General features: G+C 40.3%; 13 protein-coding genes. 1 reads left to right on the forward strand and 12 read right to left on the reverse strand.

From position 1 onward, the window contains the following. Position 1 precedes the first annotated feature (1 nt). The 7 genes from EHW90_RS11255 to EHW90_RS11280 all read right to left on the reverse strand — a co-directional run bounded on the left by EHW90_RS11255 (position 2) and on the right by EHW90_RS11280 (position 4,544). Positions 2–1,150, reverse strand: a complete 1,149-nt coding sequence (locus EHW90_RS11255) for a rhodanese-like domain-containing protein (RefSeq protein WP_124952843.1) — start codon at positions 1,148–1,150, stop codon at positions 2–4. Further along, entirely contained in the window at positions 1,150–1,320 is a 171-nt protein-coding gene (locus EHW90_RS13295; RefSeq protein WP_167456756.1) for a DUF6472 family protein, read from the reverse strand. Before EHW90_RS13295 ends, EHW90_RS11255 begins: the two co-directional genes overlap by 1 nt. A 4-nt stretch (positions 1,321–1,324) precedes the next feature. Continuing rightward, a complete protein-coding gene (locus EHW90_RS11260; protein ID WP_243113994.1) occupies positions 1,325–1,537 on the reverse strand; it encodes a hypothetical protein in 213 nt (70 codons plus the stop codon). Between the two features lie 97 nt (positions 1,538–1,634). Further along, complete coding sequence (locus EHW90_RS11265) at positions 1,635–1,793, reverse strand: rubredoxin (protein WP_040458062.1); 159 nt, start codon at positions 1,791–1,793, stop codon at positions 1,635–1,637. 3 nt (positions 1,794–1,796) lie between these two features. Continuing rightward, positions 1,797–2,168, reverse strand: a complete 372-nt coding sequence (locus EHW90_RS11270) for a desulfoferrodoxin family protein (protein WP_009446120.1) — start codon at positions 2,166–2,168, stop codon at positions 1,797–1,799. A gap of 9 nt (positions 2,169–2,177) precedes the next feature. Further along, positions 2,178–2,573: a large-conductance mechanosensitive channel protein MscL gene (mscL, locus tag EHW90_RS11275; protein WP_124952844.1), complete on the reverse strand. Its 396-nt coding sequence runs from the start codon at positions 2,571–2,573 to the stop codon at positions 2,178–2,180. A gap of 318 nt (positions 2,574–2,891) precedes the next feature. Beyond that, positions 2,892–4,544 carry a cell wall-binding protein gene (locus EHW90_RS11280; RefSeq protein ID WP_124952845.1) on the reverse strand — a complete coding sequence of 551 codons (1,653 nt, stop codon included), beginning with the start codon at positions 4,542–4,544 and terminating at the stop codon, positions 2,892–2,894. A 266-nt stretch (positions 4,545–4,810) separates the two neighbouring features. On the opposite strand from EHW90_RS11280, the gene EHW90_RS11285 reads away from it, so the two are divergent. After that, positions 4,811–6,592, forward strand: coding sequence for a sugar phosphate nucleotidyltransferase (locus EHW90_RS11285; RefSeq protein WP_124952846.1), 1,782 nt, complete (start codon positions 4,811–4,813; stop codon positions 6,590–6,592). A gap of 130 nt (positions 6,593–6,722) precedes the next feature. Here the strand turns inward: EHW90_RS11285 and EHW90_RS11290 are convergent, their stop codons facing one another. The 5 genes from EHW90_RS11290 to EHW90_RS11310 form a co-directional block, all read right to left on the reverse strand. Continuing rightward, positions 6,723–7,430 carry an AIM24 family protein gene (locus EHW90_RS11290; RefSeq protein WP_124952847.1) on the reverse strand — a complete coding sequence of 236 codons (708 nt, stop codon included), beginning with the start codon at positions 7,428–7,430 and terminating at the stop codon, positions 6,723–6,725. A 9-nt stretch (positions 7,431–7,439) separates the two neighbouring features. Next, complete coding sequence (locus EHW90_RS11295) at positions 7,440–8,279, reverse strand: TerD family protein (protein WP_124952848.1); 840 nt, start codon at positions 8,277–8,279, stop codon at positions 7,440–7,442. A 15-nt stretch (positions 8,280–8,294) separates the two neighbouring features. After that, positions 8,295–9,269, reverse strand: coding sequence for a zinc dependent phospholipase C family protein (locus EHW90_RS11300; RefSeq protein ID WP_124952849.1), 975 nt, complete (start codon positions 9,267–9,269; stop codon positions 8,295–8,297). Positions 9,270–9,271: 2 nt separating this feature from the next. Continuing rightward, on the reverse strand, positions 9,272–10,006 hold the full coding sequence (locus tag EHW90_RS11305; RefSeq protein WP_124952850.1) for an HAD family hydrolase: 735 nt from the start codon (positions 10,004–10,006) through the stop codon (positions 9,272–9,274). Between the two features lie 96 nt (positions 10,007–10,102). Continuing rightward, a complete protein-coding gene (locus tag EHW90_RS11310) occupies positions 10,103–16,246 on the reverse strand; it encodes a MucBP domain-containing protein (RefSeq protein ID WP_124952851.1) in 6,144 nt (2,047 codons plus the stop codon). Between the last annotated feature and the right edge of the window lie 107 nt (positions 16,247–16,353).

The raw sequence follows: 16,353 nt of genomic DNA on the forward strand, positions 1-16,353 counted from the left end.
CTTAATCATAGCTTTCCAAGAATGAATGCTTAATGCCGTTCTTCTTATATGCTATCACCGTATCCAGGCTGACATTCTCCACACTCCTGAAAATATTCTTCTCAATATACGGATTCTTTGCAGCCAACTCCCTTATAAGTTTCTTTACCTCGGCTCTCATAGAGCCCTTATCACCTGTCTCAGATATGGAGCAGTTATCTGTAAGCCTGCAGGCACATCTGATAAAATTCAGTTCATTATACTTTGCCCAATGTATTATATCGTCTTCCCTTATCAGATAGAGCGGTCTGATAAGTTCCATTCCCTCAAAATTGGTGGAATGAAGCTTGGGCATCATTGTCTGTATCTGAGCCCCATATAACATACCCATTACTATAGTCTCTATAACATCGTCAAAATGATGTCCCAGCGCAATCTTGTTGCAACCCAGTTCCTTAGCCTTGGCATAGAGATGTCCTCTTCTCATCCTCGCACACAGATAACATGGAGACTTCTCATCCTCCGCCACAATATCATATATGGAAGATTCAAACACTGTTATAGGCACATCCAAAATCTTTGCATTGTCAAGTATTGTCTGATAATTGATATCGTCATATCCGGGATTCATCACTAAAAATACAAGCTCAAAGTTTTTCTTGCCGTGACGAAGCAGCTCCTGAAAAAGTTTTGCCATAAGCATGGAGTCCTTGCCCCCTGATATACAAACCGCAATCTTGTCGCCGTCTTTTATCAGCTCATACTCATTGATTGCCGCAGTGAACTTTCTCCAAATACTCTTTCGAAACTTCTTTATTATGCTTCTTTCAATATCCCTTGCTTTATTATCAGCCTTACGGCTTTCACTCTCATTTTTTAAAAACTCGTTCAGCTTAAGCTTCATATAGGCTTCATATCCGCCGTTTAGATTGTATACATTCTCATAGCCCAAGCTCTCAAGTTCTTCACTCAGATATTCGGTCTTATTACCTGTAGCACAGACCAGACATATCTCATCACTTTTATCAAACTCCTCAATCCTTTTTAGCAATTCATCTTCAGCTATATTTACAGAGCCCGGTATATTGCCTCTTACAAACTCATGCTCAGGTCTTATGTCAATCACCGTAACATCCGGCTTCTCAAGCAGCTTCTCTATAACAATTTCCATCAAATCTGTTTCCTTACTATCAAGTAGTCGTCATTATTCCTATAATACGGGCAGGTGGTGTAGTCGCTGCTCCTCATCCTGATGTAGTCGTCCTCATCCATATCCACATCACATATATAACCTTCCTCATCTTCGTCATATATATAATTTATGCAAAAATCGCAAATCATAGTATTACCTGTTCTTTTTCACTTCTCTTTTATAGTCCTCAGGAGCATACTCCCTAAGCCAAATCTCCTCTGCCATCTCCAAAAGCTTGCTGCCGCTAAGCACCGCCTCAAATGCCAAATACTGTGCGGCTCTCTCACTCCTTGACAGCGGCACCTTAAGAGTCGGTGGAGACTTAAAGATTATATCATTATAATTACTTTCCATCATCATCCTCATCGCTTTACCTGCTTAGGTTCAAGTATAGCATATATAGTTAATGCATACAAATATAATAAAAAGAGCCCCTCAGGGCTCTTAAAAATCATTATATCAATCAGCCTTCCTTAGAAAACTCATCCTTACCTACTCCGCAGAGTGGGCAAACAAAATCATCAGGGAGATCTTCCCACTTTGTTCCAGGAGCTATTCCGTTATCAGGATCTCCTACTGTCTCATCATATTCCCATCCGCAAACATCACATACATATTTCATAAATTACACCTCTGCCTTCCATAAACCATGTAAATTACAATACTCATAAGCTGCTACCAACTTCTCACCTTCCTGTAAAACAAACTCAGCATGTGGCTTATCCTCAGGTGTAAGTCCCTTATACTGCTTACCAAGATTTGTCTCAATCATGATAAACTGAATATAATGCTCAGGTGTCATAGGGTGATCAACACTACCTACATTAACAACAACCTTATTTCCTTCAACTGTAACTACCGGTACGTGCTTCTCCTTAGCCGCGTCTGTTGTATTGGCCTTTAAAAGCTGCATCTCATCACCACAGCAAGTAAGTGTACCGCCACCGTTAACTACTACTGAAACAATCTTTCCACAGTGTGCACAACGATAAAACATATTTCCTCCTTATTTCTTTGCCTTTAACAAATCTCTTATTTCCTCAAGAAGAACAACATCATCTGCCTTTTTAGGAGCCTCTACCTTCACTTCCTCTTTCTTCTTAAACTTCTCTATAAGTCTTACAAATATGAAGATACAGAATGCAATTATAAAGAAATTAACTACATTTTGGATGAAAGAACCATAAGCAATGGCATTCTCAGCTATATCACCATGTTTAGGAGTTATAACATACTTCAAATCAGTGAAGTTTAAGCCTCCTATCAAGATTGATATGATAGGCATAATCAAATCATTTACCAAAGATGTGACAATCTTACCAAAGGCTCCACCTATGATAACACCTATCGCCATGTCCAAAACATTGCCCTTAAAAGCAAACTCTTTAAAATCCTTTAACATTTGTCCTCCTATATTCTTCGGTCATGCGTGAGCTTAATATAAACCAAATAACTGATTTAATTTTGCACAACCTCAATGTGCTATTATTATGTACCATATTAAAGAAAATGTCAAGTACTAATAATAAGAATTATTCTTGTTTTTGAAAATATACATAATAAAAACACTCCCAACACTTTACATATAACCTTAAACCTGTAACAAAAAAGAGAGACACTCTCCCTTAGGAAAGTATCCCTCTCGCATTAGATTTATCAGATGCCATGAGGCTTCGCTACGCTCCACCTCAAGCCTATAAAACCTATAAATTATCTGAGATTATTCCTCAAGACGAACCCAATCTACTGTGTAGTTAGATGTCTTAACCTTGTAATCATCTCCGTCCTTCTTTGTACCGCTCTTAACCATAGCACCTGTTGTGTTAACAACATATGCCTTAGCTCCTGTAGGAAGGTTGTTGAACTTGTACTCTGTGTAATCCAAGTCACCGTTTGACTTGAAGTGCTGTGTAGCACTTGTGCTGTATGAAGCAAGAGCATCAGCTACACTTGACTTAGTAATAAGCTGATTGTTGCTGTTAAGTACAACAACCTCTATCTTGTTATCACTGTCAGCTGTAGTAAGCTTACCACCAATGTAGAGCTTGTGGTCGTTCATACCGATAAGACCTGCACCCTTCTTAGAACCGTTCTTCTCGAACTCGAATGTAAGCTTCTCGCCGTCAAGATCAACGCTCTGCTTACCTGTCTTCATAGAACCGTCATCGCTGCTTCCGAAGTAATATGCTCTAAGCTCTCCTGATCTGAATAAGCTGTCGTTAGCCTGTACAAATCTGGTGTAGTTGTCCGCTGTATCGTATCTGTTCTCATCGTCAAGCTTATCAACGATATCCTTTTGACTGTAGGCTGTACCTGTCTGCTGCATCTGAAGTACTACGAAACCGCTGATCATTCTACCATAGTTATCGAATGCATACTTCTTACCGTTGATAGTCTTGATCTGGTTTGTAACAAGCTTTCCGTTACCGTCTGAGTAGTACCAGTAGTCTGAACCGTCCTCATACTTATCCTTCTGGAGATAGTATCCAGGAGTTACCTTGAACCAACCCTTTGTATATCTAGCACCATCCTCAGGTGTTGAGTAGTTCATGAATGAGTTAGAGTATGTTGCAATACCCTGCTTACCGCCATCCTTAACAGATGTGTTAGATGTTGTAGCCTGTGTTACCCAACCTGCGTTCATACGTCCGTACTCATCGAAGCCGTACTTTCTACCGTTGATTGTCTTACCTGTCTGATCCTTCTCCTTCTTACCTGAAGCCTTGAAGTAGAACCATCTTGTCTGATCCTCATCCCAGTAGTTGTCACCAGGCTGAGCATCTGTTGCCTGATCGTCTCTTATAGCGATCTCTCTCCATCCTTCAGCCATAGAACCGTCGTTCTCATCACCGAAGTAGTACTGAGAATCCTGCCAAGCGTTGTCATCGTACTGAGTCTCGCCGTCTTTTACCCAACCGTACTGCATCTTACCGTCAGTATTGAATGTGTACTTCTTACCGTTGATAGTCTTAAGAGAAACATCACCTGAAGCTGAATCGTTTCTCTTGTAAGCCTTACCGTTAGCTCCGAAGTAATACCACCACTGATTTGGCTCGTTCTCGTCGCCTGCGTTCTCGTTGTCAACAGCTACCCAACGATTTGTAACCATAACACCGTTTACATCAACGTAGTATGTATCATCGTTGTCGTCGATAAGTGAATCAACAGCCATCTCGCCGTTGTCATCAAGATAGTACCAGTAATCACCTGACTTCTGCCACTGCTCTGTTACCTTCTCTTCGTTTCTGTTATAATATACCCATGTACCGTTCTCCTGTTGCCAGCCTGTAGCAGCAAATGCTGTCATAGCTCCACCAACTGAAAGAACAGCTGCTGCTGAAATTAATGCAGCAATCTTTGTTTGCTTTCTCATAATGAATGCATCTCCTTTTTGAAATCCTTTTAAAAATCTAATGCGTCCTTTGGGTAAAGGTTCTTTGTTAAGTCCTTTCCTTTAAGACACTCGTAGTATATAACTTTATTTTATATGTTACAATATATTTTCTTTTTCTGATTTCTTACGAAAATATTACAAAACTTTATTTCTACTACGAATCTGTGTACTTATCCTATCTATTGTGCTAATATGTTCAATATATGTAATATTTTATTATTTTTGAACTTGCATAAGGAGTACTTATGAATAAATACGCTTATTTACTTAGAGAAATATTTGAATGTAATACAATCACTCAAAGAGAACTGGCACAAAAGATGTCACTTTCACTTGGCAGTGTCAACACTCTTATAAAGGAAGCACTCACGCTCGGCTATATAAAAAAGTGTGACAACATGACCGTTCTGACCTCATCGGGACTTGACTACTTGGATACATTTAAGGTGGACAGAGCAATTATAATGGCGGCAGGCTTCGGTTCAAGGTTTGTTCCGCTTACATTCGAGACTCCGAAAGGTCTGCTTGAGGTCTTTGGCGAAAGGATGATTGAACGCCAGATAAAACAGCTTCATGATGTAGGCATCTATGATATCGTTATTGTGGTGGGTTATCTTAAGGAGCATTTTGACTATCTTATAGATAAGTACAATGTAAAGCTTGTATACAATCCGGTCTACTCCTGCAAGAATAATATTTCCACCTTGCACTATGCCGCAGAGTATATAAAAGACTCTAATGTCTACATATTATCTTCGGACAACTGGATGCGTGAAAATATGTATCACCGCTATGAGCCTTACTCATGGTATTCTTCTATATATATGGAAGGAAACACAAATGAGTGGGTTCTTAAGTTTAACAAAAAGCGTGAGATAACAGATATAATGGTAGGCGGTAAGGATGCCTATGTAATGTACGGCCCTGTTTATTTCAGTAAAGACTTTTCAAATGCATTTATGCCTATACTTGAAAAGGCGTTTTTTACTCCGGGAAGTGATGACTGGTACTGGGAAAATGTTTTGATGAATGAGATAAAGGCTAAGAATAATGATTTACCTGCAATTCATATCAATCCTCAACCTGATAATCAGGTCTATGAGTTTGAAAATCTTGAAGAACTTCGTGCATTTGATGACAGGTATAAGGAAAACAGCGGCAATGTCGCACTGGAGCTTATCGCAAAGGTCTTTGATATTCCGCAGAGTCATATAAAAGGTCTGCGTACGCTTAAGGCGGGAATGACCAATAAATCCTTCTTATTTGAGGTGGATAATCAAAGCTATATTTGCAGAATCCCCGGCAAGGGTACAGATGTGCTTATAGACAGGAAGCATGAGTACGACTCATATATGGCGGTAAAGGACTTACATATCACAGAAAAAATAATCTACTTTGACAGAGAAAGCGGCTACAAGATTTCAAAGTTCTATGACGGCTCAAGAAATGCCGACCCTGAGAATAAGGAGGAAATGGGCAGATGTATGGAACTTTTAAAGAGTCTGCACGATAAGAATATAAAGGTTGATCACAGCTTTGATATTGCAGAGAGAATAGAGTATTATACCAAGCTTTGTAATGAAAGCGGCGGAATATCTTTTGAGGACGTATCTTTTGTCCAAAAGAATATGAAGATATTACTGGATATGCTTGATCAGATGAAATCACATAAATGTCTTTGCCATATTGACAGTGTTGCAGACAACTTTATCATCACATCTGATAACAGGATAAAGCTTATTGACTGGGAATACGCCGGCATGGCTGAGCCTATAATAGATGTGGCTATGTGTTCCATCTATTCCTACTACAATAAAGATGAAGCGAACGCACTTTTGGAAAGTTACCTTCAAAGAAGACCTACCGACTTAGAGTATAAAAAGCTCTATGCATATATGGCTCTGAGCGGTTATCTTTGGTCATTGTGGACTGTATATAAGTCAAATATCGGGGAGGAATTCGGTGAGTACTCTCTGAAAATGTACAGATACGCAAAGGACTTCTTTGTGGAGGCAATGAGAGATTAGCTCAAAATGAAGAGGCAAGGAGCCCTAACTCCTTGCCTCTTCTCTTGCGTGCCTACATCGGCAACACCTAATATGCTTCTTAGCTGCCTTTATTATAGGGTACCTATCTATATTTAGTCAAGTGTTTTTCTTAATCCATGCTTACGCTTATTCCGCCTCTTCTTTCACTTGGCTGGATAAGCACTGTTACCTGATCGTTTCCAAGCCACTCGAAAGTATATGACTCACCTGATGCCTGTCCTATAAAGGTCTTCCACGATATATCAGCTCTTATCTGCGGATCTCCCATACCGTTTTTACTGAACCAGCATATTACGGCGTCAGGGTCTACAGCGATGCTGTCCATAGATTTTACATTTGATAAAACTAAAGGATTGCCGTCAGACAGCAGTGCCACATAGGCATCATTACCTCTGCCGACAAGTGTTGTGGTGGCAAGACCTTTTTGTGAAAGTACACCGATTCCCAAAAATCTCACGGAGTATTCACAGTCGTTGGTAAATGCCAAAATATTTTCAGACTCCACAGATACGGTCTCACCTATAGCCAGCTTGTATACCACTACATGCTGTCCGTAGTTTGCATAGTATGTTGTGGAATTGCCGTGCATATTCACCTTCATAAGAGGTATGTTCTCACCTGTAACTCTTCTTACCAGCTGTCCGAATATCGCCTGTCCTATACTGCCTCCCGGTCCAAGTATCATCTTCTCAAAAGAATAATTCTTTGCTCCGGCATTTTCACCTGCTATAAAGGCGCCTGCCTTTGCAATCAATGTATCATTACCCTCACAGGTAACCTTAAGTGTCAACTCGTTAATAACTTCAAATGTCAGCATACTTCCTCCTTATTCGACTGCTACTCCATAAAATTCACAAAGACCTGCCAGATCTTTGTTTACTCCGTTTCCTATTGCATTAAACTTCCATGCACCGTTATGCAAATATATCTCGCCCATCATCATGGAATTGATATTGTTATAATATTCCTCCACCAAAAACGACGCCAGCTCGGTATTGTTTAGCGGATCTACTATCTGAATATAGGCATCCTTTAACATACTGAAATTCAGTGAGTTTTCGAGTGCATCATTGATGGTCATTACAAAAACTATCTTGGCTACCGCCGGATTCAAGATAGCTGTGTCTATATCAAATACTTCCAATACATTTGCAGTCTCCACATTCTTAAACAATACACTTTTTTCAGGGCTGCTTTCCTGACCGTAGAATACAAAATAGTCATCGCCTACAACTTTTCCGTTTCCTGACAGCAAAAATGCCGATACATCCACATCACAGGCGGGATTTTTCACATTCCACCCGAAGTTTACCTTTATCTTATTTGAACTTAAGTTAAGAGGCACCTTCTGCCCCTTTGAAACCCTCTTTGTAAGACTTGGCAATATAATATGTTTTGACGAATTACTTTGTCCGCTACATGCCGCATGTACACCGCCTTGACCGTACGCAGTCGGCCTTACAACATTTTTGGCTGCAGTACCTGACTGCACATTACTTCTTGTGACACCGGTATTTTGTGAAGATGCACTATCTTTTTTCTTATAATATGAAGTATTCAAGATTTCTACATTTTCACTTGTAAGTACTATACCCTTTTTTTGATTCAAGCTTTCCAAATCACTTGCACCGATCGGTTTTGTAATATTCATTACAAAAGTACTCATGTTCACCTCTCTTTCTTAACCTACATCAAGACCTGAGTGATACGAATAATTTCCGATACCGGCAAGTAATCTGTGAAAATCCGTGTCCTCCAGCCTTTCAGGCATTATTTCTATATTTAAAAGTTTAAATATTTCCTCACATCTCTCAATACATCTGTCAAACAGCTCAGGGAAGCTTTCTTTTGAGTATATTCCCTTATCCCAAGGATTTATCCAAATCTCATGATTCAGATTGAAAGTCTTCTTAACATCAGGTATATCATCCGAAAGTATCTTTTGTGATACTATAGGTGCTTTCAAGAAAATATTCTCTATTGCATTTATTCTGATCTTTTTTCTGCCTGTGGGATCCGCCAATGTCCTTACACCGAATCTCATTGCAAGCACCGACCTGTGCACCATTGCAGGTGTTACTCTGAAGTTGTTTTTATATGTTATCGGGTAGTATGTCTTATTGATCACTCTTGCAAGAAAGTCCGAGACAAACTGTATCTCAAAGCCGTTTAGCGCAAGTGTCGCAGCCTGATTGAACTCCGAAGTCTTCTTTTTCTTATATTTTAATAAAAGCAATGTATCTATATCGTTCTCAAGTGCCGCGTGCATACCGTATACATAAGCACTGTTTTTGCCCGTCTCATGTCCGATTCTGGCATATACATACGGGTGGCAAATATAATCTCCCACGTAGTGACACAGAAATCCCGCAATATAGCTTATTGCCTGTTGTTTCTTTTGTGCCGACTCCATACTCTGTATCTCATACATTGCATTTGCAAAGAAATCGTTTACATGGCTTTCATGCATATAGGAGCCTACATTCCTGTAGTCTCTGTGTCTTAGTATCGGTATATTATAAAAGAACATATCCGGACCTTGCAGCCCAAGCTGATACAACCATCTGTATTTGGAGATGATATGCTTTAACCCCGAGTTTTCAAGCTGTCCGTATGCCTTTACTCCCAAGATATAATGTGTTGTAAATCCCGGCATCTTCACTCCTTAGTATATTCATAGACCTTCGTCAAATAGTAATCTGAAAAAAGTCCCTCATATTCATTAAAAGTATTTTTCATATTTAATTTCTTATGTGCAAAGCCTATATCAGCAAGTTCAATCATACCTTTGTCAAATTCAGTATCACCTGCCGCAAATATTCTTTCACCTTTATATTCATTTATAAAGCGTCTTACCGTATCGGCCTTGTTTAATTTCTTAGGCATTATATAAAGTTTTTCTTTATTATATAAAACTTCCACCAAAGTGGGGTTCAACTCAGACTTAAGATCTTTTACCACAGCCTTAATATCATCACATTTTGTAAATATAAAAAGGTTGTCTATATTTCTGCATTCAAATATTCTTCTTCTATCTTTTTCCAGCATTTTGAATGCTTTTTGTCTTTCAACGGCTGAATCCTCTATGATTTCAAGGCTCTTTAAATACCATTCATTATCCGATACTCCGTTCTTTAAAAGCTGACCGCCGTTTGCACATAGTACATACTTTGGAAGTATACTTAGGTTTATCCTTTCATACTGCGTATATGTTCTTGTAGTAACAGGGACTATAAGCAGTCTTTCATGGAGTTTTTTCAAAAGTTCATAGGAGTACTTTGACATAAAGCTGTTATCTTCTCCTTTATAAACTTCCACACTTATCCTTTTCTTTATATCCGTTTTCCTCGAATAAATCAAAGTATTATCCAAATCTGTAAATAAAATATCCATGAAGACAGTTTAACACTTTTTTATAAAATAGTCATTTTAAAAAATTTTGAAGTATGCAGCAAAAAGACCCCGGGATTTTCTCCCGAGGTCTTAATTTTATTTTTCTTTTCTTCTAAGCAATACGATTGATCCACATGATATTATCAAAAGTATGAAGTATCCGAAAGTATTTCTATTGTCTGAAGTCTTCGGTACCGATAAAGCTTTTCTTGTAGATTTTGTATTGACATCAGCCTTAGGCTTATCAATAATGATCAAAGGTATTTCAGGATTGTTTAATTCAGGCTTGTCAATCTGTGACTTAACATCATTATTATTCACTACAGTAGCCTTTGCAGGTCTTACGGTTGAGTCGCCGCCTCTTCCTCCTCTGCTGCTGTTGGAGCGTGTCGCTATAGATGATGTGGCTCTAGGCCTTATTGTAAAGTCTCTGTTCCAATCTCTAGGGTCTACTATAGTGCTTGGTGTTGCAAGCTTTACGTTCTCAGCTCCCGGAGTGATTACCACACTCGGATCCTTCACATATATATATGTGATCTCAACAGGATTTTCTCCGAATATACCGCTTGGGCTGCCTGATACCAAGTCTAAATGATAACCCGGTATGTACTTTTCGCTTGTCTCATATGGGAGTCCAAGCTTTCTTGTTCCGTCAAAGAATTCATCACTCTCTATCGGGAAGCCTGCCGAATTGATGTAACGGGCAATTACATTTCCTGCATTCTTTCTGCGATAGATATAATCTACTCTTTGTGTCCCCGGATCAAACACTCCGTTTGCATTAGCCGGCATACTTACAAGGTCGTAATAGTCAAACGACTTAACCTCTGAAGTATAAGGCATTCCGATCTGTTCGCTACCGTTTAACACCACGGTATTTGCAAGCTCGGTATTTCCGTCTTCATCAAGATACCTGATAATAACGTTTCCGGCATCCTGACGCTTATAAATATAATCAACTGTAATATCAGATGTTCCAAATACTCCGTTTGCATTGTTAGGAACGGCTACAAGGTCATAGTAGCGAATGTTCTTTTGTGGAGTAGTATATGGAAGACCCAGCTTATTTGCTCCCGGTAATACTTCGGTAGTTTCTATTCTGTTTCCGTGAGTATCATAGTAGTTGGCTGTGATATCACCTGCATCATCTCTCTTGTACTCATAGGTGATGACATAGTTGACACCAGGAGTAAATGTTCCCGTATTGTTTGCAGGTGTAGGATTTACCACTGTAAAGTTGGTTATACTTACAGGACTTGTAGTATACGGCAATCCCGACTTACTTGTTCCCGAGAAGAATTCATCAGGTGCCAATGTATTTCCTGTACCTGCTTCCACATAATGAACTAATACATCTCCCGCATCATCTCTTCTGTAGTAGTATGTAACTTCTCTGTTTCCGTTTGTAGGATAGATATCCGCATATCCGTTCGGATGAACGTCAATTACGGAATAGTACTGTACGCTTCCCGGATTTGTACTGTATGAAAGTCCGGCCTTTCCTGCTCCCGGAAGATATTCATCACGCAGCAATGAATTGGTCGTTCCTATTTCATAGTGATGTACGGTTACATTTCCCGCATCATCTCTTCTATAGTAGTAAGTAATCTCTCTAAGTCCGCTTGCCGGATATGTTCCCGTGTAATCTGTAGGTTGGGCATTTACTACAGTGTAGAACTGTATACTCTTAGCACTTGTACTATATGTAAGTCCAGACTTTTCGGCTCCTGAGAAGAACTCATCCTGTGAAAGCGTTGCATTGGTTCCGTCTTCAAGATAATGTACCTTTACATCTCCCGCATCATCTCTTCTGTATCTGTAATAAACTTCAACAGGTGTATTGCCGAATGTAACTACAGGGTTTACAGGCGAACTTACCAAGTGGAAATGTGGGAAGGTCTTACTCTGTGTTGTATAGGTAAGTCCCAGCTTGTTGGTTCCGTCAAGTACTACGGCTGACGGTGTTCCGCCAGGAATTGCCGAGTACAACTCATTTCCCGTACCGTCATCTATATAGTGAACAGTTATAGATGATCCGTTATCTCTCTCATAGTAGTAGCTTATCTCCTGCGGTGCAGTAGTGAATGTAAGCAATGTAGGGCTTGGTGCCTGATACAGATGATAATTCATTATCTGCGCCGATCTGTCCTGTGACTGATAGGTAAGTCCAAGCTTTCTTGTACCGTCTATAACCTCAGGTCCCGGGGCAGCTCCCACTGTAGGTGAATAGAGTTCCGTAGTGGTTCCTCTCTCATAGTGGTGAACCGTTATATTGCCTGCATTCTTTCTTCTATATGAATATGTTACAGTAGTCGTACCGTCACCGAATACTCCGGATGTAGGTGTACTGCTGCTTATAAAGTCATAATTGTCTACAGGAAGCTGACTGCTGCTCCAAGCCAAGCCTTCTTTATTCGCACCTGACAATACTGTAGGGGTATTTACCATGGTGCTGCTTCCAAGACTCTCAGGTCTTGTCAAATTCTCTCCTGTATCAATATCTATATATTTTATAGTGACATCAGGTGAAGTATTTCTCTCATAGTAGTAGGTAACGGTCTTTGGTGTAGCATCAAATGTTCCGCTTGTAGGGCCTTGCGGTGTACCTACCAAATGATAGTGAGGTATTGCATAACTTCCGACCGTACTTATATCTCTCCTGTATGTCTGATACGGCTTACCCATCTGTCTTGCACCCGAAAGCACTTCAGCTGCCGGTGTGGCTGTGGATGATGTGGCATACAGCTCTGTGGTCGTTCCCGTCTCGTAGTGGTGAACAGTTACATCACCTGCATTTCTTCTTACATAGTGATAGGTTACTGTAGTATCTGCGGTATAACTTCCGTTGGCGTTTGCCGGAAGATTTGCAGTATCCACTTCAAAGTTAGGATCTGTTGTTATAGGAGCTGTAGTATATCTTGTATCCCTAGGCTCTCTTGTAATCACATCAGCTGCAAGATTGCCTCCGTCCTCATCCTTTATATGCTTAACTGTCAAATTATAAAAATCAGTCTTTAAGCCGAGGTTTTTTATAGCTGTAGGATTATCTCTTGTAAGATTTATCGCTACGCTTGACCAAGGTGAATTTGGTATCGGCGTCTGATCCGCATTAAGTACAGATGCTCTTGTAACAAATGAGGTGAAATCGTTTCCTATAACTGCGGCACTGCTTGGTACATTAGGTACGGCAAAGCTGTCGCTTGTAAGATTCTCTACATAGAGCTTATAGTTTCCTTCATTGCTGAGCTTATTTGTAAAGCTTATGTTTCCGTTTGCATCAGTTCTTCCCGACTCAACCACACTCTCGGTACCTGCCGCGTCAAGCTTTACAAGTACATAAGGTCTGTCGGCTATGTTAAGGTCGGTAGTGTCATATGTTCCGTTACCGTTTAAGTCATAGAATGCATGAGTTGCGATATTGTACTTATGTGTACCTACCTGTGAATCTGTGAACTCATTTGCACCGTCAATGTTGTTGCCTCTCCATGAAGCCACCGAGTTGTTGGCTGTATCTGTAGCCGCATTATCCTTTGTATCAGGCATTTCAACTTTATAGTTGAATGTAACTTCCTCGTTTGCAACTACACTCTGACCGCTCTTTAAATCCGCCTTAAACATTGTTACCGCGGACCAGTCACTGATACTTGAAGCCGGCACCCATCTGGCATTTACATTACCGTTTATATTGTCACTTGGAGTGTCTGTAGAATAATAAATGTCAAACTTACTGTTGTTTACAGTTACTCCCGATATGGCCTTAGGATATATCTTTGAACCTCTGTCATGGTAAACTCCGCTTCCGTCTTTGACAATGAACTTGTCGCCTGCGTACGGGAAAACATCTATTACATGGAGATCCTGTACAGGATCGTTTGTGTTGTTCCAAACTCTTACCTGATAATCTAAGATATCTCCCTTATCGGCTTTCATCTTGGTCTGATAAACACTCTCTGTAGAAAGTTTTACTTTCTTTCCGAGCACCATCGCCTGTGGAGGTACAAAGGTATAGTTATATGTTATTGTAGAAAGTCTGTCTGTTGTATTGCCGTTGTTATTGGCGTCATACGGGTCTAGGTAATCTGCGGTATCTGATGAATATATAACTCCCGGAGCCGCGCTTGATGCGGCTGTAGTGTTATTATCCCAGCTCAGTATTACCTTTATCTCATGTGGACCTCCGTCCATACCCGCTGTAGGCTTGAACGAAATATTCAAATGATCAATTTTGTTCTGTGTATAGTTTCCGTAACCTGCAAATGTGGAACCCGGGAATGTCAGTCCTGTAAGTTCAAACTCGTACGCTGTCTTTCCTACATTCCCTTTATAATTAGGTATAACCGTAGGAGTAGGATTAACAGTAAATAAATTAGCAGTCATCTGCGGCTGCACACTGTCAAACGCGAGGTCCGAATCGACTACAACTACCATCTTAGGATTTACGGCAGCTCTCGGGTCCCAAAGTATACTGTTATACCAGATACGTGGTGTTATTTTTATAGTTCCTCCGACACTTACCGTACTTGTAGCGGAGGTACCGTTTATACTCATTCCGATATTTTGAAGGTGCATATTTGCATACGGATTTCTTAAATATGCATCCGCCAATGAATAACCCAGTTCCTGACCGGCTGCATTTCTTACTCTACCGAAGTTTCTTACAAGCTTCCAATATACATCATTGACATGCGCATTCAAATCGTTGATGAAAGCTGTATGTGTGGCAGGTGTAAGCTGTGTCTGAACGATAAGACCTACCGCATCCTCATCAAACTGTGAGATAGTTATATCATCATCAAAGACAAGTCTGAAATACCTGTACTCAGGCGGTGTTGTCAATGTGGTAGCTACGGAGTTTGCTCTGTAGTCTGTAGCATTGCTCACCTGAACAGGTGTAATATTTGTAGCAATAGGGGTCCATGTGGTTCCGTTGTCGGATCCTACAAGCTTATTGTGTGAGAGTTTTGCAAGTTCTGTCGCAGTGAATCTTTCAGGTCTGACTCTCAGTTCATATCCTGTAAGAAGGCTTCTTGCCTGTGGCTCATCCTCTATCATTCTGAATGTAACACTGCTTGCAGTCTGCGGTCTTGCTCCACCGAACTGATCCACACTTACCAAGTAGTTGTATTTATAGTCCGCATCCCTCGGTACAAGATAACCGCCATCACCAAGCAATGTCTTTTTTATACGAATTCTTCTTACATATGAAACATGGTAGTATAACTCACCACTTCTTCTTGTGGAAGCATCCAATGTACCGTCATCATTTACCAGTGTGGTTACCTGTTGCATAGTTATCTTTGTCCATGTATTAGCTAAAGTAACAGGTTGATTTCCGTCCCACTTAAGTGAGAAAGGCGGTTGCACTATAGTTGCAAGTCCTCTGTCAACTGTCTGTGTAATGGTTCTATCCGTACTGTTATATGTCCAATCGGAGTTGTTCGGAAGTGACGGATCCCATACTGCTGTAGCAGGAAGAGTGATCTTAAACTGAACCTTTCTCTTATCCATACCTGCACCTGTTCCGGCAGGTACCAGTGATACACCGTCATTTGCAGTGTTTGCAGGACCGCTGTAGCCGAAACCGCTCAAACTCGATACAAAGTCTGTAGAGAGTCTGTCATGAGCGGCATTTGTAGCTTCATCCGATATATATTCACTTTTTCTGTTGTTATTTGCAACTGCGGATGTATCAGCTGATGAAATTCCTACAGGATATGCCTTTGCAACAAACTGGTCGTTTGAGCTTGCAAGCGGCGCATCTGTAGCAGGATTTTTACCCGCTTCAAAAAGCTTTACCGGAATATGGAATGTCTCACCGTTTTGCACTGCAGAATTCTTTAGAGTTGCCTTTACAGGTACTGCAGCGTATCCTGTATCAAGTCTTGAATAGTTTATCTTTATAATATAGTAATTCGGATCGCTGTTTATAATATTTACACTGGTGGCTCCTGACGCCAGAGTAACATCATTTACGGCAGGCGCTGCAAATATATTCTTATCCAGATATACATATGAAAAAGGATTGTACAGTGTGGACACCGCTCCCGAGAGCGTATTTGTCACATAGTATGACTCTTTTTGCGCTACCAAAGATGAAGTCTGCCCGGATAAACCGTACCTCACATCTGTAGTGACTGCACTACCTGCACCTGTCGCATATACGTCGCCTGGCGGCGGCAGTACTGACAGTATCAGTGCGAAAAATAATAACAAAAAATATTTTAACGATTTTTTTGCCATAATACCTCCATTGTTTATTTTTTGTTTTACATAAAAACGATCCAAAAAAATTTGGAAAGTTTATGAATATCTTATATGTAAAACAAAGTGAATTTGTTGTTGTATGT

Origin of the sequence: Lachnoanaerobaculum orale (genome assembly GCF_003862485.1) — a bacterium.
Lineage (GTDB): Bacteria > Bacillota > Clostridia > Lachnospirales > Lachnospiraceae > Lachnoanaerobaculum > Lachnoanaerobaculum orale.

Bases quoted from the DNA above. Each gene is read 5' to 3' on its own strand.
- EHW90_RS11255 (WP_124952843.1), bottom strand. From the start codon at position 1,150: ATGGAAATTGTTATAGAGAAGCTGCTTGAGAAGCCGGATGTTACGGTG.
- EHW90_RS13295 (WP_167456756.1), bottom strand. From the start codon at position 1,320: ATGATTTGCGATTTTTGCATAAATTATATATATGACGAAGATGAGGAA.
- EHW90_RS11260 (WP_243113994.1), bottom strand. From the start codon at position 1,537: ATGAGGATGATGATGGAAAGTAATTATAATGATATAATCTTTAAGTCT.
- EHW90_RS11265 (WP_040458062.1), bottom strand. From the start codon at position 1,793: ATGAAATATGTATGTGATGTTTGCGGATGGGAATATGATGAGACAGTA.
- EHW90_RS11270 (WP_009446120.1), bottom strand. From the start codon at position 2,168: ATGTTTTATCGTTGTGCACACTGTGGAAAGATTGTTTCAGTAGTAGTT.
- mscL (WP_124952844.1), bottom strand. From the start codon at position 2,573: ATGTTAAAGGATTTTAAAGAGTTTGCTTTTAAGGGCAATGTTTTGGAC.
- EHW90_RS11280 (WP_124952845.1), bottom strand. From the start codon at position 4,544: ATGAGAAAGCAAACAAAGATTGCTGCATTAATTTCAGCAGCAGCTGTT.
- EHW90_RS11285 (WP_124952846.1), top strand. From the start codon at position 4,811: ATGAATAAATACGCTTATTTACTTAGAGAAATATTTGAATGTAATACA.
- EHW90_RS11290 (WP_124952847.1), bottom strand. From the start codon at position 7,430: ATGCTGACATTTGAAGTTATTAACGAGTTGACACTTAAGGTTACCTGT.
- EHW90_RS11295 (WP_124952848.1), bottom strand. From the start codon at position 8,279: ATGAGTACTTTTGTAATGAATATTACAAAACCGATCGGTGCAAGTGAT.
- EHW90_RS11300 (WP_124952849.1), bottom strand. From the start codon at position 9,269: ATGCCGGGATTTACAACACATTATATCTTGGGAGTAAAGGCATACGGA.
- EHW90_RS11305 (WP_124952850.1), bottom strand. From the start codon at position 10,006: ATGGATATTTTATTTACAGATTTGGATAATACTTTGATTTATTCGAGG.
- EHW90_RS11310 (WP_124952851.1), bottom strand. From the start codon at position 16,246: ATGGCAAAAAAATCGTTAAAATATTTTTTGTTATTATTTTTCGCACTG.